This is a genomic window from Bremerella sp. TYQ1, from assembly GCF_020150455.1.
GTDB classification, from domain to species: Bacteria; Planctomycetota; Planctomycetia; order Pirellulales; family Pirellulaceae; genus Bremerella; species Bremerella volcania_A.
Window position 1 is genome coordinate 1,831,071 of sequence record NZ_CP083740.1, and the last position, 23,596, is coordinate 1,854,666.

A 23,596-nucleotide genomic window follows, 5' to 3' on the forward strand; every position below is an offset into this window, starting at 1 on the left:
AAGGTAATATTTGGAGGCGCCCAGCGAATAACGTTTCGAATTAGCCGCTTGCGTTCTCTTTCCCTGGACAAATATGTTCATTCCCCATGGCACCGATGCCCCTATCTACCATGCCCCAGTTGTCACAGTTACGATTCTACTTCTGAACGTCGGCATCTTCTTTGCCGAGCCTGTTTACGAGAATATCGTTCACCCGGAACCAAGTAGCGGGCACCATCGCACGACGGTCCTCAAGTGGTTTATTCATGGTGGCTACGACGGGCCAGAGGAATACACGCTTCAATTCGGCCACGGCATCAAACCATGGCAAGGAGTCACCGCAGCGTTTTTGCATGCGAATGTTGTCCACCTGTTGGTCAACATGGGCTTCCTTCTATTGTTTGGCTTGATTGTTGAAGGCAAAGTCGGATGGTGGAAGTTTATCGGCATCTACTTTGGAACCGCTTTCGCACGCGGACTGCTACTCCAACTACTGGTCATGCTTTTCAACCCTGGCTTTCAAGGGGCTGCGTTGGGAGCCTCGGGGATCATTTACGCATTGATCGGTATCGCATTCGTTTGGGCCCCGCTCAATACGATTCACGTAACCGTCGGCGGCCGTAAGCATGTTAACTATTACGACGTTGAAGAAATCGATGTCCCTATCTATGTAATGGCAGGTTGCTTCTTAGTCTTCGATGTGCTCTTGGCATTTTCGGTAATGCATCGTGCCGGCGGACTGGTTCCTTATACCCCGGTGCTACACTCCTTCGGAGCTTTGCTGGGCGCGGCCGTCGGCATTGGCATGCTCAAGCTTCGACTGGTCGACTGCGAACACTTTGACTTGTTCTCTGTCGTAGCCGGTCGGCATCACCAATCTCGGGCAGAGCTTGAGCCAGAAGCAACCCAGGAAAAAGAGTACCCACAAACGAGCCAAGGACTGAAGCAGATCCGCAGCCTTCTTTCGGAAGGACATGACGCGAAACTTGCTTATCAAGCTCACAAGACAATGACTCAGAGATACGCAACCTGGCATCTACCCGATCGTGAGTTTCTACTCATCATCAAACAGCTCTGCCTGCAAAAGCACGACAATGAAGCCGCACAAGCCATGGAAGAATATCTAAACTCCAACCGTTCGCGGCATGCCCAGGTCCGACTTAAATTAGCTGAACATCTCGCTGGCCCGATGCAGCAACCCAATCCGGCTCGCGATGTTCTTCACAAAGTAAATTACGACATGCTTAGCACACGCGAACAGCAAGTCTATGATCAAATCGCTGCTCGCGTGAAAGCCTCGAAGATTCCTGCCGATACGCCTTTATCACCGGACGATTGGTAAGCGTGCATGAAAAAAGGCAACCGTCAAAATGACGATCGCCTTTCGGAGAATTCAATTTTGAATCTTGACCTAGCGACGCATATTCTGCGAAGCCATGGCTTGCTGCACCATCGATGAATATCGCTGCGGCTCGTTCCAGAACGTCTGCAAGCTTTCTTCGCTGCTAAACAGATAGAGCGTACCTCGATAGGTTAGTCCGAAGCGACGATCGCCCGGAACGACTTGCCCTTTGCCCAGAAAAGCGACCGGATCAATACCCGACATCACCGGGCTGAATTGATTTGGATTCGCTAGAAACTTCTGTTGTTCGGCTTGCGACGAGAACAAGTAAACTTGTCCCTGATGGCGTGCTCCCCAACGTGGATCGCCCTTCTGCCATTTCATTTGCTCGACAAGCGTGACAGGGCAATAACCATCCATCGCAAACTGAGGTTGCTCTGGCTGCGATGCCTCAGACTGAGGCTGCGTCGATTGTTGAGGGGCAACATTGTTTTGTGGCGGTTGCGGTTGACCAGCAAACTGTTGAATCGATGGCTGGGCAGGGGCAGTGTTCTGCTGAGGCGCCGCAGAACCGAAACGGCTCTGAGCAGGTGCTTGACTAGGTGCCGTCTGATCCGACGATGGACCATAGGTCGCAAATCGCGAAGCCGGAGCCTGTGGTGCAGTTGGTTGCTGCGTTTGCGGTTGTGCCGGTGGCGCTGCCGATGGAGCGGCATTCGAGGTGAAGCTCGAATAACGGGAACCCTGTGGTGGCCCGGGGGCCACTTGCTGAGGGGCCTGCGGTGCAACAGGAGTTGTATTCGCAGCCTGAGCAACCATGCTTCCCCCCGGAGTAGCAGGATTCGCATTCGGATTCATCTTGGACGAAACCTGAGCAAGAATACCAACGTAACGATTCTGATCTTGGGGGCTGATCATGCGATACAGCACTTGGCCGCTGGGTGCGATCACCACGTCTTGAGGCCAACGATCAACGCCGAATTCTTTAGCGACGTGTGGCTCGGAGCTCGCATTGATCTTCACCGGGACATAGTTCTGCTCAACATCGTTGGCAAAGCTTGGCTGCGAGAAGACATTCGCTTCCAGCCGACGGCAAGGCGGGCAATTGTCCGCGTAAAAGTGAATCAGAACTAACTGATTTTTGGATGCAGCAACTCGCTTGGCAGTATCAAGATTGGGTGCCCAGCGAACGGCGTCCTCAGCGAGAACCGTCGTCTGAATCGCAAAAAGCAAGACGAGGGTAGAAATACGAATTATGGACGACATGAATCAACGAGCCCCGGTAAACGAGTTCCAAAATTTGGCTTGGTTCGGTTTTCCATTGGTTCGTATCGGGACGCCCTCTGACGGAAATGCATCAAAAGTAACGAATTTGCGGAATTTCCTGGATTAAAGTGCCGCGCGAGTCGCGGAACGTGTTCCGATAAGTCAAAGTTGATGGGCAATAAGTCCACTAATACCAACACCTTGGCACTGCTACGCAAGATCTCGTGGAGAAAATGAGAATCTCTGTCGATTGAACAGGAATGATAGCTTGACACACCCCGGTAAATCCTTATGATGCCAGTAGTTTGATCGCCACCACTCTGTGGGCAAAATCTTGTGTTTTCCTCACGCGGTGGCCATCCTTTCTGCTCAAAGGCGTCGGACTGAGATCTTCAGCAAACGTCAAGTTCTTCGGGCAGTACACGATTCTCTTTAGCGTGCCACATTCAAGTAGCGTGGTCATTTGAGAATCAAGGAAGCTTTCAGTTCTTTAGGGAACTGTTTCGGTTACCGTTAAACCTTGCTAGGGTTGCTAGACTTGTCTGGATACCTGCCGGTGACATGACAAGGGTTTTACGTAGCCACCCATTTTCATATATGACTCGATTGGTAACGGAATTACCTTTCGACATTCATACACACGGCTAACAAGCTTGTCTTTCGATAGGCTTTTTGGCTCCCCAACGTTGCCTCGATCGGGGCCTCCTCGCTCTGGATGGATGGCAACACGGATACCTCTCACATTCAAGCATTCTTCGTACGAGTGCTTTGTTCATGATGTGTGTGAGGTTGGACTGATTCGGGAAAGACGTCTCTGACTCGTCAGAGACTGAATGCTCGAATCATGCCCGCTCCCAAGGCAAAAGGAATCTTTTAAACCCGTTCAGGTCGAACTCCCTTGAAGGGAGAACAGCCTCAGGAATCTGTAAAGCGATCTCGCGTTCTTTCTGAAGACTCGGATCGAACCTGACTTCTGTGATTAGGTAGTTTTCAATGTCAAACAAACGGCAGACCCGCTCCAAATCGGGCGGGCGGCGACGTGGTAACAGCGGCGGTTCCCAAAATGGACCAGGCCCCAAGGGCCGAGGACGTTCCGGGGGAGGCCGACGCCGATCTTCTCCTCCAAGCTCTAATGTGCCACGCAACAATCTCGACAACGAAGAATTTGAACCAGGGGAACCCATTCCACTGGAACCTGGTTATGGGTTGCTCGAAATGCACCCCAATGGCTATGGCTTCTTGCGTAGCCCGGCAAACAACTTTGCTCGCGAACGTACCGACCCCTTCGTTCCCGGCACGATGATCGAACGATACGGTCTTCGTGAAGGAGTGATGATCCGTGGTATGATCCAGCGATTCCGTCGTGGCCAAGGACCACGTCTCCGCGATGTCTTTGACGTCGACGGCATGGTCCCGGAAGACTATTTGAACGTGAAGTCGTTCGATGATTTGACTCCCGTCAATCCTTCCGAACATTTGAAGCTGGAATACGACGGTGGCCCTCTGACGAACCGTGTTGTCGACCTGCTCACTCCGCTGGGCAAAGGGCAACGTGCTTTGATCGTGGCTCCGCCTCGTACCGGCAAGACGATGCTTTTGCAGAACGTCAGCCGCGGCATTTCGGCCAATCATCCAGACGTCAAACTGGTTGTGCTTCTGATTGACGAACGTCCAGAAGAAGTCACGGAAATGCAACGTAGCGTGAAGGGTGAAGTGATCGCGAGTAGTCTCGATCGCGACATCGAAAGCCATGTTCGCCTTTCGCAACTGGTGATCGAACGCTGCAAACGCTTGGCGGAAGCAGGCCAGGATGTCTTCCTGCTGCTAGACTCGATCACTCGTCTGGCTCGTGCATTCAACAAATGGGTTGGCGACAACCGTGGTAACAATGCCATCATGTCGGGCGGTATCAACGTCAAAGCGATGGACATTCCCAAAAAGCTGTTTGCAACGGCTCGTTCCTTTGAAGAAGGTGGCTCGCTGACCATTGTCGGTACGGCACTCGTCGACACCGGCAGCAAGATGGACGAAGTCATCTTCCAAGAGTTCAAAGGTACCGGCAACATGGAGCTGGTGCTCGATCGAAAGTTGGCCGACCGTCGTGTTTGGCCGGCGATCGATATTTCGCAGTCTGGCACACGTCGCGAAGAGCTGCTTCTCACCGAAGAGGCCCTTAACGCAGTCGTCGCTTTACGACGCACGCTGACTTCGATGCATCACATCGATGCCATGGAGCAACTCACAAGACAGTTGGGCAAGTACGAAAACAACGATCAATTCGTCAGCCTGATTGCCAACAGCCGCGATCGCTATCAGTAATCAAAGCTGTTCAAATAAGAAAATTATTCGGAGCCGCCCGCTATGGTCGGCTCCGTTTTTATTGCGCCTGCCGTTTGGCTATCTCGCCAAATGAGAAAGACAAACAGCGGAATGGCTGCCAGTGTCGCCCATTGATACGCCGTCAATCCAAGCGCAAAGATCGGCTCTGGTCGCAGCCATTCCGTAAAAAAACGGTACGTCATATAGGCGACCAAGTAAATCTTGAACAGCTGCCCCGGAAACAGCTTTTTCTGCCATAAGAGGAAGAACACTCCGGCGCACGTTAAATGAAATAGTGACTCGTAGATCTGAGTTGGATGACGTAGCAGCTCGCCACCATCGGGAGCCGTGGGAAACGCGACGCCCCACGGCACATGACAGGCCTGTCCAAAGCAACAGCCAGCTACGAAGCATGCCCACCGCCCGATACCGATCGACACCGCAACAGGAACTACAAAACTATCGCCTGTCTTGGTACGAATGTCGAGAATCCACTTCGCGAGCTCAACGCCGAAGTATCCTCCCAAAAGCCCTGCAATTATTGTCTTGCCATGAGCAAACCAGGTCGTCCCATCGAGTAGTCCCTGCCAGTCATAAAGAGCAAATGGCAACTTCGCTCCAATCATGGCTCCACAAAATCCTCCTAGCGCGATGCCGAGCTTCTCCCACCAGGCCAGTCGCAGCTCTTCTTGAAACAATCGCAGAAGCACAAAGCCGACGACTATCGCCGCCATCATAATGGCCATGTACGCCAATTGCGTCATTCAGATACTCCCACGGCTGACTTTAGCGGGGGAAGCTCGACATGCCCTTCGCGGTAAAGCACGTTGTACGCACAGAACGGCACAAAATGCCCACTCGGCAAAAGATGATGCACGCAACACTTCATCACGCGTCGAACGTCAAAGTTGTAGGCGTCCAAAAAGGAGGTGATCATGATGCGAAACACATCTTCCGCCCCCAATTGTTCCTGCATTGCTTTGGTAAAGAACTCGACTGCAGCGGATGCATACTTAGGGTCTGCATTGTTCAGAGCCCCAAGCAAGTCCTCCAACGGGCTCTGGCTACTAAGCACCGGCAAGGTAAGTCCGTCCGAAGAGGGCGGGGGAGCACAACTTCCTCCTGGGCAACATGCTTCTCGAACGAGATAACGTTCGAGAAGTTCTTTAACAGCTCCACGCTGAAAGGAAATTCCGCCTGACAGAAGATCCAAATGCTCGGCCGCTTTGATGAATCGCATCAAGGGCACAAGCTCACCGTCGCGGCGATATGCGTACGACATCTGGTGGCAGTTGGGATGAGCGCACGGAAGTGGCATAAAGTCGGCTTCCGTGTAACGGCCGTTGGTCTGCTCGGCGATCCCACGAATTACATCCGGAAACGTAATTCGGTTCTCCAATTCCTCCGGCAAGACATGCCGCCCCGAATAAGTTGCCGGCTGTAAGCTAAGACCGGTGATCCAGGGTCGTCTGGCACAATAATCTACCAGCTTCCCAAGTTCGTCATCGTTTACACCTGGCTGAAGAGTTGCGACAAGATTGACATGCAAGCCAACCTCGCCGCACTTTTCGACGGCTTTCAGCTTCGTTTCGACCAACTCTTCACCGCGAAGTTGGAGCGAGGTCAATTCTCGAAATCCGTCGAATTGAAGATAGATCTCAACGCGATCCTTGCGGTTTGCCAAGTACTCCAACAAAGCAGGGTCATGGGCCAAACGAATCCCGTTCGTGTTGATCATCACGTAGTCAATTGGCCGTGATAACGCGTACGTCAGGATCTCGCGAAACTGAGGATGAATCGTCGGCTCGCCCCCGGAAAGCTGAAGTACTTCCGGATTCCCCTCCATTTCAACGTAGCGATCGATCGTCTGTTGACATTGTTCAAGCGTTAAGTGCTTTCCGCCAGGGCCGCTCGAGGCATAACACATCGGACATGCAAGATTGCAGCTTGAAGTGATCTCTAACAGGCCAATACATGTATGCTGTTCGTGCTCTGTGCAAAGCCCGCAATCGAGCGGGCAACCCTTATTGGGCTCGACAGCAAAATCGTGAGGGATTTTTCCCGGAACATTAAATTGTGCTTGGTCGTACCAGGCCACATCCGAGCACACAAAGTCTTCCCGCGTTCCGTGCAGTTCACATCGTTTCCGAAAGTAGACACGGTTTCCGCGCGTGATAATCTTCGCTGGCACCACCGCCAGGCATTCGGGGCAAAGACTTTGCGTTGTGCCTAGCACCGTATAATCTCGGAAAACCGGTTTCATACGACAACTCTTTCTCTCTAGTGATATTGGATTGGCAAAACGGCGGATGCACAGATAGAAAAGGAAATGACAACCGCTAAGGCACTTAAAACAAGTACGGAACACCCGAGGCCATTAACAGCGCCGTAAGAAATCACGCGAGTTGCGTTCGTTCGTACCGATCTAGCGAACTTCCAAAGACACGCAAAGCTGGCACACACGAACGGAAGTGTCGCGATGGCCCAACCTAAAAAGCTGCGTTGCCCTTCTTCCCAGACCGCCACGCCACCGATGAAAACAATCGGCAGCATTCCCACGACCGCCAGTATCGCGAACGCCAGGAGCGGTTGACACGACTTCATGGAAGCCTGTTTTGATCGATCTGGAGCAGGTCGATGTTCCGATTCTTCTCGTTGTTCGCCAGGGCCACCTTCGTACGGCTCCATGATCAAAAGCCTCCTGAAGCGGCGAACATCATGAGACAAAAGACGATCAGAGCAATGACGCCTGCGATGGCCAGCATCACCATGGTTCCTGCCGTTACGATTACCGCCGACAAACTCATCGTGATACCTCGTAGAACAGGATGGCTGCTTTGATTCCCTTTGAAGATCAAGACACCCACGCCAATTGAGAGCGGTGCGACAACGATCATGTACAGCAATAGTGCCCCAGGCTGCTCGACGTAAACTCCCATTCCAACAAGCACCACCGCGAATGCAAGAATGATGAAGGACCAAATTCCAAAGATTCGCCCCAACCGATCCTGCGATGGCTTACTCTGAGGAACAGCAGCTTCCGCTTCGATAATATCTTCGCCGTCGTATAGCGGTCGCCGGCAAATCCAACAGACGTTGGCAAACGTATTGTTTTCTGCCCCGCATTCCGGACAAAGGACATGAGGCAAGTCGGAACGCGTCATTTCGTCTCCTCCGCTTGAACCATATCCATACGTTGACGGTATTGCTCGGCGAGCGATCTTGCCAGGCGAACGACCTGTCCGACGACAAGCCCAGTCCCACCAAGGCAAGCCAATGCCACTGCTTGTTGGACGACTGGAACCGCATGTTGCGAATCAAACCATGAATCGTCAACCGCTCCGACGGTTCCCATATAGGCAGCCATAGCCCCCAACGTGGCCAACCAAACGAGACGTAAATCGAAGCGGAGACCAGCCATGGCAACGACTAGATAAAACGCCCCAGTCAGCGAAGTCGCCATGGGTCCTCCAGCTTTGGCTACGACTAACGCAATCGCGACTAAGTCGATAACCGTCATCAAAAAGGGAAGCCAAACCGGTAGAATGCGTTTCAGAACGAGCAGCAGATCAAGCAGCGAAACAACCACCAGCAAAACTGCTGCGATGGTTGCGACTTGATGAAAAGCGAGATTAGCTTGCCTTGCTTCAGACGCCAACGATAGATGATGCCCCAACTGACAGGCATACAAAACCACCACTGCCGCAACACGCAAAAGCAATGTCCGCAGCTCGCTCGAATAGGTTTGCCATCGTCGAACGATAAACCATTGCCGGCTTTCGATCGCCTTCTGGGTGTCGACTTGTTCTATCATGAACCGATGCTTCCCTTCCTGGAAACGGACAATCGATCACGCTCGAAGCTAAAACGGTTAATCCATTGATTGCGGTCGATCGGCCACATTTTCTACGGGAGTATCTCGCCGCGTCGCTGTTGGCAAAGTTAACCGAAACACTAAAACAAATGCTACCAATGCGGCAATGAGGCCGGCCGGCACTCCACCCAGCAACATGTTCGTAAAACCATAATCGTCTGCCTTAGGAAAAGCATTCACAGCAATCATCGCTCCGGCCCAACAGACAGCAAAAAAAGCGATACCAGCTGCGATTAGCAGCGGAACCATAATGAGTGTCGAAATGAAAAACGCAGTCGCTTGCGCTCCACCTTTTGGCCACTGACCTGTCGCTCGAAACTCCCGGCGCAGCCTCAGTGCCGATCGCAAGTTCGCGGGTACAAGAATAAACAGGGCAATCAGTGATACCCCAGGCGAGACAAAATAGAGCCCGACGATCAACAAGATAGAAAGCCCAGCCGCCCGCAGAAACGCAATGTAAGCATCCCCCGGCAATGGTCGATCGGTTTCATCCGGCAATAATGCTGGATCCGCTTCAGGAGATTCAAACGGATTTGGCTCACTTGGCGTATCGTTCATCGAGAAGTGATCCTGAGCCAGACGTTGCGAAGAGCAGCATCGTCGCCGACGCTCCGACTATCATACGCGATAACGAGCCCCATTGCGGTCAATTTCCTTCGCCGCTATTCTCTAGAACCGCACAATCAGTTAAGATGCACGGCGAACCTAGAGCCCCCGTCAGGACTCCCTTAGGGAACCTTCGCGGTGCATCTTACTGGAGGGTAAGCGAATGGTTAGCGGTCACATTGGAAATGTGATGCCCCCTTGTGGGGTTGCGAGTTCGAGTCTCGTGCCCTCCGCTTCGAGCTAAGGCCGTCAACGTATTGCGTTGACGGCCTTTTTCTTTGCCGATTTGGCATCCACTACGGCCCTCTAGTGGATGGATATCTGCCACCCAGAAGAGATTTATTGCCATATTTCTCTTTTTATTTCTTGCGCTGGTGGATAGAATTCACATTGTGCCGATGAATTATTACGCCCGTAGCTTGAAAACTCCTCGACTAGCTGCGGTCACGGACGGCATCTAACTCTTTTCTTATCCACTACTTAATGCACTAACTCGTATTGCGAAAGATCGCATTCGAGCATCCTTATCTATCTCTCGTCCTATTCACCTATTTTGATGCGAGGTTGGTCATGTTGTCTTTTTGCATGCCTCATCGTCGAAGACTCGGTTTCACGCTTGTGGAGCTGCTGGTCGTGATCGCCATTATCGGCGTTTTAATTGCGCTGCTGCTTCCCGCCGTTCAACAGGCTCGTGAAGCGGCGCGCCGTATGGAGTGCAATAACAAGCTCAAGCAGCTCGGCCTGGCACTTCACAATTACCACGATACCTACGGCAAATTCCCTGCCGGGGCCCAGATGGGCGATGGAAAAACCAACAGCTGCACCACGAGCGGTCGCGGTATTCCCTGGACAGTGGCCATTTTGCCGTTTCTGGAACTGAACAACCTTTACGATCAAGTCGATATGTCGGCTGAATTTGTTTGCTCCAACGCAGAGTCACCTACCAGCGGTGCCAACCGAAACGTTTGGCGTACATCAGTCGAAGCGTTTCAGTGCCCTTCGTTCCCGGGAGAAGCGGTCGACAAAAATCACACGAACTATTACGGCGTGATGGGAGGCGGCGATAGCAGCCTTGGCAATTGCCAGTCGAGTAACGTTGGTCGACGTTTCTACATCAACGGAATTCTGTATCAGAACTCGCGAACAAACTTTGCAAGCATCACCGATGGTTCGTCCAACACCTTTTTAATCGGTGAATCACGTTATCAATTGCTTGATGGAGGCCGTGGCGACTCGCACTGGCTCGGCTGGGCATCCACAAGCCGTGGTGGCGGTTCTGCGGTGACCGGCAACCTGGCAGCTGCCCAGATTCAAATCAATAGCTGCGATGGAAATTGCAACGGCGACAAGTACGACACCACATTTGATAGCGCCGGCGGCTCCTACTCGGTTCCCAATGGACTCGGCCAAGGCCTGCATCAGCGTACTTTTGGCAGCTATCACCCCGGCGGATGCTTGTTCCTGCTTGGTGACGGTTCGGCCCATTTTCTTAGTGAAACGATGGACCTGACGACGTATCGAAACCTTGCCATTCGCGACGACGGTAACGTTGTTTCCGTAAAGAACTAACCCGGCCCTGGTCCCCGCGAAGGAAGAAGCATGAAGACCAATGCAATGTTAATCGCGAACGCCGGTTTGGCGTTCGCTGTCCTAGTGCTGCTAAGTGGCTGCACGTCGCAAAAAGCTTCCGATATTTACTCCATATCTGGAACCATTTCATACGACGGGAAGCCACTTCCCAAAGGCAATATCTCCTTTGCCCCTGATGCCTCAAAAAACAACCAAGGGCCAGGTGTGACGGCTGAAATTACTGATGGAAAGTACGAAACCCCGGACGGTAAGGGAATCAGCGGTGGTCCTTACGTGCTGACCATCAACGGCTACGACGGCGTACCGATTGCCAGCGGAGAAGGGGGTATGGACCGCATGGGAAAGATGATGTTCGAGGCGTATGAATTGAAAGCCGATCTGCCACGTGAAGATGCGACGCACGATATCGAAATTCCCAAACGGAAATAACTCATTTCACAAAAACAGACCTGAAAGCCTCGACAAACCGTCGAGGCTTTTTCGTTAAGGAACCACGAAGCAGAGGCGAACCCCGTACCGATGGCTTTCCTCGACCAAGATACCAGCCAGCGAAGCCTCTTCCGCCCGAGAGACAAATGACGTAAAACAAGACAGATAAACAGTTTGCCCTCGTAGCTCAGGGGATAGAGCGACGGTTTCCTAAACCGCAGGTCGGAGGTTCGATTCCTCCCGGGGGCACTTCTTGGAAACATGCGAGACGACTGTTCGAAATTGCTTTCCGAACTGGTGTCGTCGTAAAAATCATCTCCAGCACACGATTTCTCATGTGCTGGAGATGTCCTTGGAGTTGGCCCGTGGTTCGTTGGCCAAGATGACGATCATCCCCCCTGACGTCATACACCCCTGCTTCTAGCGTAGTAACGTTTCGGGCGGCAAACAGGAACGTAACTCGCACGCAGGACACATACGTGCTGCAAATTGGGCTGCTCTCACCTGAAGTCCTGGGAAGAATTCTGCAAAAAATCGCGACGGTGTTCTAACCGAAATCGCTGCCAATCTCGCGATGTTCATGACCTCGCAGCATGGGCAGCAAGCAACTTACATAAACCGCACTTTTCCCATTTGCTTTGAGGCAGTTGGCCTAACTTTGGCCTTTGGTGGTTTTGTTTGCCATTACCATGTGCCAATGGCAACAACCCTTAAACTGCTATGAGATCGTGATTGATCGGACAAGAAGATCAATGTCGAAACGAACATGGACACAACTTCGCCCATCTGAATTTCCCATTGAACCGGTATGAATTCGACGCTGCAAACGCGCCCGTTGCCGGTTTTTGGAAGGGCGAATACAGTGGGTTAATCGCGGTGAACGAGTCTGCATCGGGGAACTCGCTTCGTAGAACCTGACAGACACGTCATCGTTGGAACAGGAACAGCATGAACCGAGCCTACGCGTGCAATCGCGATTTCTTGCGGCAGCTTCGTCTGCGCAATGGACTTACTCAAGCCGATCTCGCCAAGCGCGCCGGCTACAGCGAACGGCTGATCAGTAAAGCGGAAGCAGGCGTTCCCATTGCCTTGGATACCATTGTGGACCTGGCAGATGCGTTCAGCGAAGTCGACGAAGACCGTATTTTCTGGGAAGACTTAGCGTGCGATCCGGTTCAGCTTGCGCAGCGGTACATTCACGCGTTGCATGTTCACCAGAAAGGGGTGATCGACGAGATCGAGGAGTTCCTCGACGTCAATGCAGTGGTTCGCATTGCTGGCGACCCCGCGCAAATTCCGTTTGCTGGCGAACATGTGGGAATCGACGCCATTCGCCGTGCGTTCGATATCTTCTTCAGCGTGTTGGAAGTCCCACAAAACCTCGATTATACCAAACACTATCAGTACATCTGCCAAGGACCGAATGCCATTATCTGGGGTGAATCATGGATTCATCCGATCGGTCGGCCGATGAAAACGCCCATCCGCGTTTCCAATCTGCTCATGTTTCGGCAAGGTAAAATCGTCCTGCTGGACGACTGCTTCGATACGGCCGCGGGGGCTGCCTGTTTGCGTGAAAACAAGGATTCGTAGACGTTACGAATTCTTCTCAAGTTCTGCCCGTAGCTTATGTTCCGACGCTCGGATTTCGCCGGTCGGGTCTTGCTCGGCGAAGTCCTCCGTCTCGAACACTGGTCGAATCTCGATCACCGATTCGCCTTCCATCGGTGGTGGGCAACGCTTCACCCAATCGATGGCGTGCTGCAGGGAATCGACCTTCCAGATCCAGAAGCCAGCGATCAGTTCTTTCGTTTCCGTGAAAGGGCCATCGATCACATCCCGATTGTCACCTGAAAAGTGGACGCGTGCTCCTTGTGAGCTCGGCTTCAGGCCTTCGCCGGCCAACATAACTCCTGCTTCGACAAGCTCTTCGTTAAATTTACCCATCGCCTCCAGCAGTTCTGTGCTCGGCATCACGCCCGCTTCTGAGTCGTTATTTGCTTTGACGATGACCATGACTTTCATAGGATGGATCCTTCGATATTGGGGATTGATCTAAGGGTAGAAACGCTTACTTTACTCTCTGGTCGTTCTCATCTGCTATCCATCGACATCCAATTTTCAGATTGTTCGATTTCGCTTCCGACCGCTACCAGATTGGCTTGCTCACTGAGATCCTTTACGCCCAAAACGCGCAACGCACAAGCACACCTCAGAAAGTTTTCAATAAAACTTCTTTCATAGTTTACGCACACTTGTTTACAATAAAGCAACACTACGCGAGATGCTTCTGGATGGTGGAAAGAAATCTCAGGCAGCGCTGAGAATTGCTTCCCTTGCCCCTTCTTGTGAACTTAGGAAACGCTCATGACCACTCCGTTCAAGCCGGCCGGCTACAATTCTGCTTCGCCTTATTTGATCGTCGCCAAGGCAGATGCCACGATCGACTTTCTGAAGGAGGTCTTCTCGGCGGAACCGCTGCGACGAATCCCGCGTGAAGATGGAAGCGTGATGCATGCCGAAGTTCGCGTGGACGACTCGGTGATCATGCTGGGAGAAGCGATGGAGGGGTGGCCTGCTCAGACGGCCCATATCCATCTCTACGTTCCCAACGTAGACGAGACCTACCAGAAGATGCTCGCTGCCGGCGGGGAGTCAATCATGGAGCCGATGCAAAAATCGCCGGACGACGATAAACGAGGGGGCGTGAAAGATCCTAACGGAATCAGTTGGTGGATCGGCACGCAGATTGGCTAAGCACACAGCCGCACGATCCCAGTTAAAGAAAAAATGCCCGATCCACCGATCGGGCATTTTTCGTAGGTCTATCTGTAAGTGGGCAAGTTACTTCGACGACTTCGGAATATCGAAGTCAAGTTCCGCATCTTGCTTCGGGACGTCGACTTCCGCTTTATACGATTTGAACAGCTCTCGACCTGATTCGATCGTCTCGCCATGCATCGTGTAGGGAACGCCATCCCAGCCAACGATCTCGACTTTCATCGGACCGCCGATGGTCCCGCTTCCGTCTGGCGTTCGATATTCGCCATCCTTAATCTCGGCCATGGCCCCTGGTCCGGTATTGCCCTTCGCGCGATCTGGCGTGAAGAGCATGTTGCCCAGCGGAATCGGCTTGCCATCAAACGTTACTTTCCCAGAAAGCTGAAAACGATCTGGTCCGTTGTTGCTCGAATAGCAGCCGGTCAATGCAACGATCGAAAGGAGGAGAACCGCGAGCGCGTATCTCGAAACATTAGACGCCACACGCATTAGAACTCACCCCCGATGACCTGACCGTCGTTTCGCGTCGCCAGGTACTGGCTTACCGTGTGGTCGATTGTCTCGCTTAGGAAACGCACCGACGCGTCGGCCAACGCAATCTGGCATCCCCCAGGATGAAAGCTGCCCAGCTGACGCGTGGACGAGTTCACGATGGTGGTCGTCACGTTGCTGCCGGAAAGGGGCATCGGCATCGGCGGCAAGGAATTCATCGGTTCGACAATGGTCACGCAAGACAGCGGCAGTCCGCCGGCCATCTTAGGACTTGTGGCCCAGCCTCGGTTGGGAAGTTCGGTCTGCGATTGAAAATAACGCGATTCGCCGATCATCATCGTCTGGGTGGTGCCGTCGATCACGTCACGAAATTTAACGGCCGTATTGCCAGAGAACATCCCGTTGCGATGGAACGTTCGGAGATTGCTCGAAATGCAATACCCGTCGTTCGTATCGGTGCCGCCGCCGGAGATGCCGCGGTAATCGAGGTGCAGCGGGAAGAAACTACCGGCCGGATCGGTGGGGCATTGATAGGCGTCCACGCGAACTTGCTTCGGGCCGTTGGGCGCCGGGGTATCGTTCGAATTGCTAGAGAACGTTGCAGTAAAGTCGAACGTGTCGTGCAGGTTCGCCAATTCCAGGAACGGCAAAATCAAAACGGTCCAAGGGGCTCCGTGATTGGCGCCGTTGGAGTTGCAGTACTTATTACTACCAGTGTTGCTGGACCAATTGGTGCCATTGCCGACCCAGCCGGGAGGGAACACCAAATGGACGTCATGATAGTTGTGCAGAGATAGACCAATCTGCTTCAGATTGTTGCTGCACTGCATTCGCCGAGCGGCTTCTCGAGCTTGTTGAACGGCCGGCAAAAGCAAAGCAATAAGAACGCCAATGATGGCAATGACCACCAATAACTCGACTAATGTGAAACCTCTGCGCGTAAAGGCACGCATTGCTGAAACTCCTCACGAATTCCCAAGATTACAAAAAATGAATGACAACCGCGCAGAGATAAATGTAGAAGAGACCTGACTGCCGTCAAGTCACTCTGAGCCAAACACGCCCCCTTCTATTGTGCTGCAAAAAATACGGGAGCACTGGCTCTTCCAATGGGACAAATAGTAGCCATCAAGGGGCCAGAACGCCCCCGAAACTATTATCCAAATTACTGAGACTCGTAGACATTCCACAGCGTCTAATCGGGCGATACGAAGTGAAATGGAGGCATTGGACGTATGTCAGAAGTCGCCGATGTCGGCAAGTCACCAGCCGCCACAGGCCAACGGTTTTAGCCGTACCACCAAGGGATCACGATCACGCAGACCACAAGCACCAAACAAGTGAACGGGGTGCCGATTTTGAGGTAGTCGCTGAACTTGTACTCGCCTGGTCCCATGACCAACGTATTCACTGGCGACGCGACAGGCGTCATGAAAGCGGCCGAAGCGGCGATCGCCACCGTCATAACGAAGGGGTAGGGAGAAACATCCAACTGCTTGGCAATGCTCATCGCGATCGGAGCCATCAGAATTGCGGTCGCCGTGTTCGAGATGACCAGGCTGAAACCGGTGGTCAGAATGAACAGCACTGCCAACAGCACATGCGTTCCGGCTCCGTCGAGTACGTCCATCAGAAACTCGACGGCCATTTCAATGCCATGCGTTTTCTCGAGCGCGACAGCAAACGGCATCATCCCGACAATCAGAAACACGCTTTGCCAGCGGATCGATTTGTAAGCCGCTTCGACATCGATGCAGCGAAACAACCCCATCATCAAACAGGCAATCAATGCCGCAATGGCGTTGGGAACCAGCCCGGAGACCATCAGCACAATCATGGTCGCCACGCTGACTAACGCCCATGGTGCCTGTGAAATGGCAGGGGCAACGTCGTCCACTTCGGCCGGCAGCGACAATACGAGGAAGTCTCGTTTGTGGGTTCGCAAATGATGAATCTGCTTCCAGGGACCGATCACCAGCAAGATATCCCCAGGCCGAAGCTTTTCTTCCGCGAGAACTCCTTGAACCGCTTCGCCTCCGCGACGTAGCCCGATGACGCTGAGGCCATGCTCGGTGCGAAACTGCTTTTCGACGATCGTCTTCCCGATCAGGGTCGACTCTGGCACAACGGCGACTTCGGCCATGCCGACGTTTCTGGACTGCTGCTGAAAATAAACTTCGTCGATCGGCAACAGCTCTAGACCTAGTTCGTCGACGAATCGCTGCAAATCGTTTTCAGGGTGGACCAAGTCGACGAGCAAAACATCGGCAGGGCGAATTTCGGTTTGAGCGATTGGATTGAGCAGATGGGTTGCGCCACGTCCTTTCCGTTCAATGCCGATCAAGTTCACGCCACTGCGTTGCCGCAGTTCCAGTTCGCCGAGTGTGTGTCCGACGAGATCGGAAGAGTAGGGGACCTGAAGCCGAAAGGCTCGATTTTGCAGCTGGTACTCTTCAATGAACTTTCGCAAAGTCCGCCGCTTGGAAACCGAGTTGGAGGCCGGTTCGGGAAATGTCAGCCAGTTCCGTGCGATCATCATGTAGCCGACGCTTAGCACCAGAATGGTCAGCCCCATGGGCGTGAAGGAGAAGAACCCGAAGCCTTCCATCCCTTCACTTTCCAGGGCACTGTCGACGATCATGTTCGGCGGCGTGGCGACCAGGGTCATCATCCCGCTGATCAAACCGGCCACGCTTAACGGCATCATCATGCGGCCAGGGTGAATGTTCAGCCGCGACGTGACATTCAGCACCACCGGAATGAAGATCGCCACGATCCCAGTCGAGCTCATCACGCTGCCGAGGAGACCGACGCTGACCATCAGCAGAACGACCAATTTCAGTTCGCTGCTACCAGCTTTCTTCGCAAGCCACTGTCCAACTTGCAACGCGATGCCGGCCCTGGTGATTCCTTCCCCGATGACAAACAACGCGGCAATCAGCACGACATTGGGATCGGAGAAACCAGCGAAGGCTTCCTGAACGGTAATGATGCCGAAGACCGGCAACGCCACCATTGCCGACAACGCCACGACATCCATCCGCGGCCAATCGATCATGAACAACACGATACAAACCAACAGCAGTCCCAGTACGACCGCCAAGTCCCATGGCATCGCGAATCCCCCGTGCCGCCGCTATGTACCGATAGTTGATAGGAACGATTCCGGCCAACAACCGAGACGCTAACCCTCTTGCTGCATCGGAGGGGCGCCGTTGGTGTTGGTATAGAAGTGGACGTCTTGTTGTGGATAAGGAATCGAGATACCCGCTTCGTCGAAACGGCGTTTGACTTCCCGGGTAATGTCGGTTTTGACCTGCCACCAATTTTCCGTGCGTGCCCACGGCCGGCAAACAATGTTGACCGACGACTCGCCGAGATCGTGCGTCACGACTTGCGGCTCTGGCTTTTTGAGGACCAGTTCGTGATCGTTGACGACGCTCATGATGATCTCTTCGGCCTTGTAGAAATCGTCGTCGTAGCTGATGCCGAATTCCAAGTCGACGCGGCGTGTGTGGTTGGCAGTGATGTTGGTGATGACGTTGTTCCAGATTTCGTTATTCGGAACATGAATCGTCTGGTTATCAAACGTTTTAAAGCGGGTCGAAACCAGATTCATCTGATCGATCACCCCGGTAATGCCCCCCGCGGTCACCACGTCGCCGACATCGAAGGGACGGTTCACCAGAATCATCAACCCACTGGCGAAGTTGCTGAGCGTTCCCTGCAACGCCAAACCGACCACCAAACCGGTAGCACCAATCGCGGCGATAATCGGCGTGATGTCAATTTCCAAAGCGGTTAGCGAAATAGCGAAACCGATGACCAAAACAATGTTCTTGATGGTGCGAGAGATCAGATTCTCGGCCAGACGACTCAGGCGAAGCTTCCGTTCCAAAAGCCAGTTGACGATATTCTGGATGAACTTGGCAATAATCCAACTGACCAGCAAGATGGCGAGAAACTTAGCGATATTCCAAGCCAATCGCTGACCACCTTCTTTAGAAACAATCCAGCCAACGACAGCCGCCCATGTAGCCGTCGCGTCGGTGGTGTCGACGTCGAAACCAGAGACGGCGATGATGTATTTGCGATACTCCTCGACCTCACCCCCTTTGCGTTCCAACGAGACCAATACCACTTCCAAGCGGTCGCTCAGTGCGGTTCGTTCGTCTTGCAAAAGGCTAACATCTTGCAGCAGTTCTCCCTTTTTAGTGACAGCTTCTTCAACCGCTTTTGGTGCGGCCGGCTGTTCCGCAGCGGGATCTTCCGGAGCTGCTTCTTCTTCCGGCGGAGCTTCGGCGTCGGGTTCTTCTGCGGGATTTTCTTCAGGAGGCGTTTTCGCATCGAGACCAAGTTCGTCTTGAGCGGCGTTGGTAATCTCCTTTTCGGCTTGTTTCGCTTTTTCTTCGGCCTTTTCTTTGACCTGTTGGGCTTGTTGAAGCGAGGATTTGGCTGCTTCTTCGTCACCGGCGACCATTGCTTCGTTGGTCTTTTTCACGCCTAGTTGAACCGCGGCAATCTGCCGCGATTTTGTCGTCAGCAGTTTGAACCAGGCTTTCGCTTCCCCTTCCAGCTCTTGCTTGGTGAGCGGTTTGACCATGATCCGCAGTTGGTCGATGGGGACCTTCGGATCGATCGTCGTGATCGGGACGTATTCCTTCTCAGCCGGCTTTTCGTCCTGGGCAAACGCAGGCGAAACGACCATGGCCAGTAACATCAATCCCCATATCCAACTTCGAAACGCCATGCCGTTTTTCTCCCAAGACCGTGAATCAAGATGCGCAGCTGCGCGGGTTGCCGCTTTACTTCCATCCAAAGGCAAGCCACGCTTCATCTTGGGACGATTTGCCGTTGGATGCAACCCTTGCGGGAAATCGACTACGCGCGATCTTCAGGCGGTGAGCCCTTCCAAAGGGGCTCTGCGGTAGACAACTGCGCCGTTATCCAGCGGGTATAGGCGAACAGATAGTCGCTCAGGCGATTGGCATAAGCCAGCACCCACGGATGGATCGGTGCGTTTTCGTGCCGTCGTACCAGGACACGTTCCCAGCGGCGGCAGATTGTCCGAGCGACGTGGGCGTGCGCCTCCAGCATCGATTCGCCCGGAATCGTAAAACCGTCGATCGCATCGAACAACTTGCGGTATTCATCGATCCGCTGTTCCAGAAACGCGACTCGTGAATCGCTCGTTGGATCGTACGAGTCGGCATCTTCCGCCGGTGAGGAAGCGGAAGCGAGAACAGCACCGGCTTCATACAATGTGTTCTGAATCTTCAGAAAAGTTTCGTCCGTTTCTGCAGCAATCTTTTGACTGGGGCGCGTGCTTGAGGTCGTAGCGTAGGCTCTGACAACGCCAAGGTAGCTAATCAATTCGTCCGACTCACCATACGATTCGACTTCCAGCGACGACTTGGACACTTTCACGCCACCCGCTAAGGCGGTGGATCCTTTGTCACCAGTTCGCGTATAGATTCGATGGATGTGAATCGACATGAAGATGCTCCAGGGTTAAAACTTATCGGTCCCCAATCCCCATCATCGCACAAGCGGTGGCCCTGGAAAATGGCAGCCGCGGAGGGCTCTTACGTTTGCTGGACCTTCAATCACTTACGACCGCCAGCGTTCTGCTGACGATTGTCCATATTCTGGGGCTATTCGCCGCGATCGATGCGATCATGAAGTCGCGAACGTCACAAGGGGCGATTGCATGGATGATGCTTCTGATCCTGGTGCCGTACCTGGCGTTGCCGTTTTATTGGATCTTCGGCCGCAGCAAGTTCCAAGGCTACGTCAACACGCGGCGAATTCGGGCCAAAGACATCAAAGAGCATACGCAGACGTTTCGAGCAGTCGATCCGTCCGTCGTCGCCGACTTTCACGATAACCCGAAACAGCTTGTCTTCGAGCGTTTGGCCGACTTTCCCTATACACACTCAAATTCAATCGAGCTCCTCGTCGATGGCGAAGCGACGTTCGATGCCATCTACGAAGCGATCCTCAATGCCAAAGAATACGTTCTGTTTCAAACGTACATCTTTCGCGAAGATGGCGTCGGCAAACGATTCGCCCATTTGCTTTCACAGAAGGCGAAGGAAGGGGTGGCGATCTATTTTCTGTACGACGAAATCGGCAGCTACCAACTGACGCGAAAGTTTATCAGCGAACTACGCGAAGCCGACATTCATGTCCGCGCGTTTCATACCACGCGTGGGAAAGGCAATCGGTTTCAGCTTAACTTTCGAAATCATCGCAAGATCGTGGTGGTCGATGGTACGTTTGCGGCGGTCGGCGGGCATAACTTTGGCGACGAATATTTAGGCTTGTCCGAACGCTTCGGTCCTTGGCGCGATACACATATCAAGATTAATGGCCCTGCAGTTCAAGCGGTTCAGTGGTCGTTTCTGGAAGACTGGTACTGGGCCTCCGGCGATACCGTCAGCGTGAACTGGGAAGAAACACCCGCCGAAGAGGGCAACGAGATCGCGCTGGTCATTCCGATGGGTCCCGCCGACACGATCGAAACGTGCGGACTGTTCTTTGTGCACGCCATCAACTCCGCCAAAAAACGAATCTGGATTGCGTCTCCATATTTTGTACCAGATAAGCAGGTCATCTGCGCACTACAGCTAGCAGCACTGCGGGGGTGTGACGTACGGATCATTTTGCCGGAACGTCCAGACCACCTGTTGGTGTATCTTTCGAGCTTTCATTTCATCTTTGAAACCGCGATCGCGGATCGGATCTCTTTCTATCGCTACCAGCCTGGTTTTCTTCATCAGAAGGTACTGCTGGTCGATGACGACCTGGCCGCGGTTGGAACGGCAAATCTCGACAATCGCTCGTTCCGGCTGAACTTCGAGATCATGGTTCCCGTTGTCGGCAACGAGTTCGCTCGCTCGGTCGAGGCGATGCTGGAAGAAGACTTGAAACATTGCCGGGAAGTTGATCCGAACGAGATCCAAGGCCGCTCTTTCTGGTTCCGACTGGCCGTCAGTGCGTCTCGTTTGCTGTCGCCGGTGCAGTAGTCTGCTAGCGGCGTCATTAACCGCAAGATCGATAAAGTTTACTTAACCGGACTGCGTCGAACGGCCGAAAACGAGAAGGACGCATTGTCTGATCGGAAGAAGATGGTGCGCCGTGATCGAACCTTGTGGCTTTGCCACGCAGACTAAAGCGGACGGAAATCATGCCAGCATCGCTTCGCCCCAACCTCTTTGCGACGGTAACCCTTGCCGGCGCCGTTAGCCTGACCGGATGTATCTTTCCGTTCACGCGTTCCAACGATCGGCAGTTGGAAGAAGTGGTTGCCGCTCCTTCGCCAGCCTCGGCTCCTGCTTCCGCGGAAGTCGCAGCGAATCCTAAGCCGACCGGCGAAAAGCAATTGCCTCCGTTCGCTCGCTTCCTGGGTGGCATGTTTGGCGGTAAAGAAGACTCGGCTGCTTCCGCCGACGTCCCTGCCACCGAAGTAGAAATGCCAGCCGCTCGAATGGCTCAGCAAAACCCACGGCCAGCCGCTCCGACGACATCCGCGGAAATCAAATCGGCGGCCGAGCTGATGCAGTCGCCTGCCCAAGCTCCGCCACAAGTGGTCACCGCGCCAAGCCAGGCACCATCCAACGACATGCCGGTGGTCGTGACTCCAGAAACGAACACGATCGAAAACAAACCGGATGTCGTATCGCGATTCTCGCAAAAAGCGTCGCAGATGCTTGAAAAACCGACGACCGAAATCGTTCAATCGCAACCGAAACCAGAGCCTCAGCCAGAACCAAAACAAGAAGCGGTCTCCCAGGCCGAAGTCGCCTCGCAGCTTCCCACCAACGTTGCTGGTGACCGTCTCGACGAACATGCAAAAACACCATGGGCGGAACGATCGCTGCTGAACAAAGCGATTGCCAACAACTCGGAAAAGACCACGACGCTCGAGCATTCGCTGGAACTTGCGTTAGACTCGGTTCGCCGAGAACGTCTTGAACAGCAAATCCCTGAGCCACAGCCGGCTGCTTCCAGCACCGCTTTGGCCAAGGAAGCAACGGCGGCACGCTCGATGCCGGCGACTTCGCTCGAACCACCAACGCAGGCGGAAACTCCCACCGCCAAGATGGCTTCCAATCCACTTCGCTCGGTCGGTGGTAAAACCGATTGGTCTGGCCGCAAAACCCCAGTCGCGGCTCCGCAAACGATTACCAACAACATGACCGCCCAAACGCCGGAAGCAGGCTCGCAGTGGACCGATCCGACATCGGCCGCACCGCAAGTTGCCGCCAAGCCGGAACCACCGGTTGAACCGCAAATCACCGAGAACCCTTACGCGAGCAAACCTGAATCGCAGGTGGCCTCGGCGTCCCCGACTACCGAGAGTGGCAAGCCCACGACGACCGACGAAATTCACTTCCAGACTTCGGTTCTGGGTAAGTTGCAAGCGGCCAACAGCCAAGCGAACTGGGACTTCGATGTCCCAACGCTGGAAGCCCCAGCACGACAAGAAGTCGCCGCCGCGCCGGCAGAAGTGAAGAGCGACATTCCACAGATTGTCGAGTCGCCGAAAAGCGAGCCAGTCCCACAAGAAGTGGCCGCGATGGAACCACCTTCATCGATTAGCGAACCGGCAGTGGAACCGAAGACAACCATCAACCCTTCGGTCGCTCAAACTGAGCCGGAAGCAGCGTCCGATCCGATTAAGCCATTCATCATTTCCGAGCCAGCACGAGCCCCAACGCGAGCCGCGGTCGTCCGTGCGGCTGAGCCGGCTCCGTTGGTGATCGAAAATCAGAACGGCAACTGGCAAAACGCTTCGGCAACGCCAATCAAGAAGATTCCACAATTGCCGCCAGTGGTACGTGCGAGCGAAAGCAATCAACCTTCGGCACCACGCGGATCCAAGACGTACATCGTCAACTAGTCCGGCGATGCCT

General features: G+C 53.6%; 21 protein-coding genes and 2 tRNA genes. 10 read left to right on the forward strand and 13 right to left on the reverse strand.

The window, feature by feature from the left end; genetic code table 11:
- Positions 1 to 73: 73 nt before the first annotated feature.
- Entirely contained in the window at positions 74 to 1,321 is a 1,248-nt protein-coding gene (locus tag LA756_RS06855; RefSeq protein ID WP_224439130.1) for a rhomboid family intramembrane serine protease, read from the forward strand.
- A gap of 69 nt (positions 1,322 to 1,390) precedes the next feature.
- Here the strand turns inward: LA756_RS06855 and LA756_RS06860 are convergent, their stop codons facing one another.
- On the reverse strand, positions 1,391 to 2,587 hold the full coding sequence (locus tag LA756_RS06860; RefSeq protein WP_224439131.1) for a thioredoxin family protein: 1,197 nt from the start codon (positions 2,585 to 2,587) through the stop codon (positions 1,391 to 1,393).
- 1,134 nt (positions 2,588 to 3,721) lie between these two features.
- Here LA756_RS06860 and rho point away from each other — a divergent pair.
- Positions 3,722 to 4,906: a transcription termination factor Rho gene (gene rho / locus LA756_RS06865; protein WP_315858345.1), complete on the forward strand. Its 1,185-nt coding sequence runs from the start codon at positions 3,722 to 3,724 to the stop codon at positions 4,904 to 4,906.
- 23 nt (positions 4,907 to 4,929) lie between these two features.
- Here rho and LA756_RS06870 read toward each other — a convergent pair whose 3' ends face one another.
- Genes LA756_RS06870 through LA756_RS06895 form a run of 6 tightly spaced genes read right to left on the reverse strand, consistent with a single transcriptional unit; the run spans position 4,930 to position 9,338 of the window.
- Positions 4,930 to 5,670, reverse strand: coding sequence for a prolipoprotein diacylglyceryl transferase (locus LA756_RS06870; protein ID WP_224439133.1), 741 nt, complete (start codon positions 5,668 to 5,670; stop codon positions 4,930 to 4,932).
- Positions 5,667 to 7,169, reverse strand: coding sequence for a radical SAM protein (locus LA756_RS06875; protein ID WP_224439134.1), 1,503 nt, complete (start codon positions 7,167 to 7,169; stop codon positions 5,667 to 5,669). The genes LA756_RS06870 and LA756_RS06875 overlap by 4 nt, the downstream gene beginning before the upstream one ends.
- 17 nt (positions 7,170 to 7,186) lie before the next feature.
- Positions 7,187 to 7,594 (reverse strand): hypothetical protein, encoded by a 408-nt coding sequence (locus LA756_RS06880; protein WP_224439135.1) that lies wholly within the window; start codon positions 7,592 to 7,594, stop codon positions 7,187 to 7,189.
- Between the two features lie 2 nt (positions 7,595 to 7,596).
- Positions 7,597 to 8,070, reverse strand: coding sequence for a hypothetical protein (locus LA756_RS06885; protein ID WP_224439136.1), 474 nt, complete (start codon positions 8,068 to 8,070; stop codon positions 7,597 to 7,599).
- The gene (locus LA756_RS06890) at positions 8,067 to 8,720 is read right to left on the reverse strand and encodes a hypothetical protein (protein ID WP_224439137.1); all 654 of its coding nucleotides are present in this window, start codon (positions 8,718 to 8,720) and stop codon (positions 8,067 to 8,069) included. Before LA756_RS06890 ends, LA756_RS06885 begins: the two co-directional genes overlap by 4 nt.
- A 57-nt stretch (positions 8,721 to 8,777) precedes the next feature.
- The gene (locus tag LA756_RS06895; RefSeq protein WP_224439138.1) at positions 8,778 to 9,338 is read right to left on the reverse strand and encodes a hypothetical protein; all 561 of its coding nucleotides are present in this window, start codon (positions 9,336 to 9,338) and stop codon (positions 8,778 to 8,780) included.
- Between the two features lie 198 nt (positions 9,339 to 9,536).
- Between LA756_RS06895 and LA756_RS06900 the strand changes: the two genes are divergently transcribed.
- The 5 genes from LA756_RS06900 (at position 9,537) to LA756_RS06920 (ending at position 12,998) form a co-directional block, all read left to right on the forward strand.
- Positions 9,537 to 9,619, forward strand: a tRNA-Ser gene (locus LA756_RS06900).
- 337 nt (positions 9,620 to 9,956) lie between these two features.
- Positions 9,957 to 10,955 (forward strand): DUF1559 domain-containing protein, encoded by a 999-nt coding sequence (locus LA756_RS06905; RefSeq protein WP_224439139.1) that lies wholly within the window; start codon positions 9,957 to 9,959, stop codon positions 10,953 to 10,955.
- A gap of 30 nt (positions 10,956 to 10,985) precedes the next feature.
- A complete protein-coding gene (locus LA756_RS06910) occupies positions 10,986 to 11,405 on the forward strand; it encodes a hypothetical protein (RefSeq protein ID WP_224439140.1) in 420 nt (139 codons plus the stop codon).
- Between the two features lie 176 nt (positions 11,406 to 11,581).
- Positions 11,582 to 11,654: transfer RNA gene (locus LA756_RS06915), tRNA-Arg, on the forward strand.
- 699 nt (positions 11,655 to 12,353) lie between these two features.
- Positions 12,354 to 12,998: a helix-turn-helix domain-containing protein gene (locus LA756_RS06920; protein WP_224439141.1), complete on the forward strand. Its 645-nt coding sequence runs from the start codon at positions 12,354 to 12,356 to the stop codon at positions 12,996 to 12,998.
- Between the two features lie 3 nt (positions 12,999 to 13,001).
- Here the strand turns inward: LA756_RS06920 and LA756_RS06925 are convergent, their stop codons facing one another.
- Positions 13,002 to 13,430 carry a YciI family protein gene (locus tag LA756_RS06925; RefSeq protein ID WP_224439142.1) on the reverse strand — a complete coding sequence of 143 codons (429 nt, stop codon included), beginning with the start codon at positions 13,428 to 13,430 and terminating at the stop codon, positions 13,002 to 13,004.
- Positions 13,431 to 13,772: 342 nt separating this feature from the next.
- Here LA756_RS06925 and LA756_RS06930 point away from each other — a divergent pair, with 342 nt between their 5' ends.
- A complete protein-coding gene (locus LA756_RS06930) occupies positions 13,773 to 14,162 on the forward strand; it encodes a glyoxalase/bleomycin resistance/extradiol dioxygenase family protein (protein WP_224439143.1) in 390 nt (129 codons plus the stop codon).
- Between the two features lie 87 nt (positions 14,163 to 14,249).
- Here LA756_RS06930 and LA756_RS06935 read toward each other — a convergent pair whose 3' ends face one another.
- From LA756_RS06935 to LA756_RS06955, 5 genes are all read right to left on the reverse strand, one after another.
- On the reverse strand, positions 14,250 to 14,675 hold the full coding sequence (locus tag LA756_RS06935; protein WP_224439144.1) for a hypothetical protein: 426 nt from the start codon (positions 14,673 to 14,675) through the stop codon (positions 14,250 to 14,252).
- Positions 14,675 to 15,631 carry a DUF1559 domain-containing protein gene (locus LA756_RS06940; protein WP_224439145.1) on the reverse strand — a complete coding sequence of 319 codons (957 nt, stop codon included), beginning with the start codon at positions 15,629 to 15,631 and terminating at the stop codon, positions 14,675 to 14,677. Before LA756_RS06940 ends, LA756_RS06935 begins: the two co-directional genes overlap by 1 nt.
- Positions 15,632 to 15,966: 335 nt before the next feature.
- Positions 15,967 to 17,793 (reverse strand): SLC13 family permease, encoded by a 1,827-nt coding sequence (locus LA756_RS06945; protein ID WP_224439146.1) that lies wholly within the window; start codon positions 17,791 to 17,793, stop codon positions 15,967 to 15,969.
- Positions 17,794 to 17,862: 69 nt separating this feature from the next.
- Entirely contained in the window at positions 17,863 to 19,428 is a 1,566-nt protein-coding gene (locus tag LA756_RS06950; protein ID WP_224439147.1) for a mechanosensitive ion channel domain-containing protein, read from the reverse strand.
- 131 nt (positions 19,429 to 19,559) lie between these two features.
- A complete protein-coding gene (locus LA756_RS06955) occupies positions 19,560 to 20,174 on the reverse strand; it encodes a cob(I)yrinic acid a,c-diamide adenosyltransferase (protein ID WP_224439148.1) in 615 nt (204 codons plus the stop codon).
- A 56-nt stretch (positions 20,175 to 20,230) separates the two neighbouring features.
- On the opposite strand from LA756_RS06955, the gene cls reads away from it, so the two are divergent.
- A complete protein-coding gene (cls, locus tag LA756_RS06960; RefSeq protein ID WP_224439149.1) occupies positions 20,231 to 21,706 on the forward strand; it encodes a cardiolipin synthase in 1,476 nt (491 codons plus the stop codon).
- Positions 21,707 to 21,867: 161 nt separating this feature from the next.
- On the forward strand, positions 21,868 to 23,583 hold the full coding sequence (locus LA756_RS06965; protein WP_224439150.1) for a hypothetical protein: 1,716 nt from the start codon (positions 21,868 to 21,870) through the stop codon (positions 23,581 to 23,583).
- The last annotated feature ends 13 nt before the right edge of the window (positions 23,584 to 23,596 follow it).

Excerpts from the sequence above, each read along its gene's own strand:
- LA756_RS06855 (WP_224439130.1), top strand. The coding sequence starts at position 74 with ATGTTCATTCCCCATGGCACCGATGCCCCTATCTACCATGCCCCAGTT.
- LA756_RS06860 (WP_224439131.1), bottom strand. The coding sequence starts at position 2,587 with ATGTCGTCCATAATTCGTATTTCTACCCTCGTCTTGCTTTTTGCGATT.
- LA756_RS06870 (WP_224439133.1), bottom strand. The coding sequence starts at position 5,670 with ATGACGCAATTGGCGTACATGGCCATTATGATGGCGGCGATAGTCGTC.
- LA756_RS06875 (WP_224439134.1), bottom strand. The coding sequence starts at position 7,169 with ATGAAACCGGTTTTCCGAGATTATACGGTGCTAGGCACAACGCAAAGT.
- LA756_RS06880 (WP_224439135.1), bottom strand. The coding sequence starts at position 7,594 with ATGGAGCCGTACGAAGGTGGCCCTGGCGAACAACGAGAAGAATCGGAA.
- LA756_RS06885 (WP_224439136.1), bottom strand. The coding sequence starts at position 8,070 with ATGACGCGTTCCGACTTGCCTCATGTCCTTTGTCCGGAATGCGGGGCA.
- LA756_RS06890 (WP_224439137.1), bottom strand. The coding sequence starts at position 8,720 with ATGATAGAACAAGTCGACACCCAGAAGGCGATCGAAAGCCGGCAATGG.
- LA756_RS06895 (WP_224439138.1), bottom strand. The coding sequence starts at position 9,338 with ATGAACGATACGCCAAGTGAGCCAAATCCGTTTGAATCTCCTGAAGCG.
- LA756_RS06905 (WP_224439139.1), top strand. The coding sequence starts at position 9,957 with ATGTTGTCTTTTTGCATGCCTCATCGTCGAAGACTCGGTTTCACGCTT.
- LA756_RS06910 (WP_224439140.1), top strand. The coding sequence starts at position 10,986 with ATGAAGACCAATGCAATGTTAATCGCGAACGCCGGTTTGGCGTTCGCT.
- LA756_RS06920 (WP_224439141.1), top strand. The coding sequence starts at position 12,354 with ATGAACCGAGCCTACGCGTGCAATCGCGATTTCTTGCGGCAGCTTCGT.
- LA756_RS06925 (WP_224439142.1), bottom strand. The coding sequence starts at position 13,430 with ATGAAAGTCATGGTCATCGTCAAAGCAAATAACGACTCAGAAGCGGGC.
- LA756_RS06930 (WP_224439143.1), top strand. The coding sequence starts at position 13,773 with ATGACCACTCCGTTCAAGCCGGCCGGCTACAATTCTGCTTCGCCTTAT.
- LA756_RS06935 (WP_224439144.1), bottom strand. The coding sequence starts at position 14,675 with ATGCGTGTGGCGTCTAATGTTTCGAGATACGCGCTCGCGGTTCTCCTC.
- LA756_RS06940 (WP_224439145.1), bottom strand. The coding sequence starts at position 15,631 with ATGCGTGCCTTTACGCGCAGAGGTTTCACATTAGTCGAGTTATTGGTG.
- LA756_RS06945 (WP_224439146.1), bottom strand. The coding sequence starts at position 17,793 with ATGCCATGGGACTTGGCGGTCGTACTGGGACTGCTGTTGGTTTGTATC.
- LA756_RS06950 (WP_224439147.1), bottom strand. The coding sequence starts at position 19,428 with ATGGCGTTTCGAAGTTGGATATGGGGATTGATGTTACTGGCCATGGTC.
- LA756_RS06955 (WP_224439148.1), bottom strand. The coding sequence starts at position 20,174 with ATGTCGATTCACATCCATCGAATCTATACGCGAACTGGTGACAAAGGA.
- LA756_RS06965 (WP_224439150.1), top strand. The coding sequence starts at position 21,868 with ATGCCAGCATCGCTTCGCCCCAACCTCTTTGCGACGGTAACCCTTGCC.